The sequence below is a fragment of the Streptomyces sp. A012304 genome, assembly GCF_026008495.1.
In the GTDB taxonomy this organism is placed as follows: domain Bacteria; phylum Actinomycetota; class Actinomycetes; order Streptomycetales; family Streptomycetaceae; genus Streptomyces.
In genome coordinates, this window is the sequence record NZ_BQUN01000123.1 from 1 (window position 1) to 1423 (window position 1423).

The window sequence follows — 1423 nt, forward strand, 5'->3', positions numbered from 1 at the left end:
CACAGTCCAGGACCGGCTGTTCATTGGCGGGGACATGGTCTCGCCTGCCTCGGAAGACGTGATCGAGGTCATCTCTCCGGTCACGGAGGAGCGGATCGGTACGGCTCCCTCATCGACGCCTGCGGATATCGACCGGGCAGTACGCGCGGCGCGCGCCGCCTTCGACGATGGCCCTTGGCCCCGCATGTCTCCACAGGAGCGTGCGAACGCGCTGGGTCCGTTCGGCGAGTACCTGCGCGCACGTGTCCCCGAAATTGCACAGCTGATCACCACGGAGATGGGTTCGCCGATCAGCTTCTCGAACCAACTCCAGGCACCGGTTCCCGTGATGGTTCTGGACTACAACCGGGAACTCGCCGTGACATTCCCCTTCGAGCAGGATCGAGCGGGTCTCAGCGGTCCGGCGCGGATCCTTCGCGAGCCGGTGGGTGTCGTAGGGCAGATCGTGCCGTGGAACGCGCCGCTCATCCTGACGATGGTGAATCTTGCTCCCGCCCTGATCGCCGGCTGCACCGTCGTGCTGAAGCCCGCGCCGGAGACCCCGCTGGACGCATACCTGCTCGCCGAGGCTGCCATGGAGGCCGGTCTGCCCCCGGGTGTCCTCAACATCGTGCCCGCCGACCGGGAGAACAGCGAGGCACTCGTGCGGCACCCGCTGGTCGACAAGATCAGCTTCACGGGCAGCTCCGCCGTAGGGCGGCGGGTCGGCGCGCTGTGCGTCGAGCAGTTCAAGCGCGTCACCCTCGAGTGCGGCGGGAAGTCACCCGCCATCATCCTCGAAGACGCCGACATCGACAGCGTCGTGCCCGCCCTCATGCCGTACGCGATCATGATGTCCGGCCAGCACTGCCTGGCACAGACCCGGATCCTCGCTCATCGCAGCCGCTACCAGCAGGTTGTGGACGCGATCTCGCAGTCAGCCGCTGCGCTGCGGGTCGGTAATCCGGATGACCCCGCAACCGAGGTCGGCCCCCTAGTGGCCGAACGCCAGCGGCGGCGGGTCGAGGACTACATCGCCAGCGGACGGAAGGACGGCGCGACGATCACCGTCGGCGGCGGCCGGCCCGCGAGCCAGTCGACGGGCTGGTACGTCGAACCGACGATCTTCGCAGACGTTGACAGCTCCATGCGCATCGCGCAGGAGGAGATTTTCGGCCCTGTGCTCGTCGTCATCCCCTTCGACGACGACAACGACGCGGTCCGTATCGCGAACGACTCGAAGTACGGCCTGTCGGGAAGTGTCTGGACCAACGACCAGGACCGGGCCATGCGCATCGCTCGCCAGGTACGCACGGGAACCTTGACGCTGAACGGGTACCGCATCGAGTTCGCCGCTCCCTTCGGCGGATACAAGGAATCCGGAATCGGCCGCGAGTTCGGGCCCGAGGGCCTCAGCTCGTTCCTGGAGTACAAGACGATCAAT

General features: G+C 66.5%; 1 protein-coding gene. It reads left to right on the top strand.

Annotated features, from left to right (window positions below):
* Positions 1-16 precede the first annotated feature (16 nt).
* Positions 17-1423 (top strand): aldehyde dehydrogenase (locus tag ALMP_RS32450; RefSeq protein WP_264934968.1); only part of this gene is annotated, 1407 nt, incomplete at its 3' end.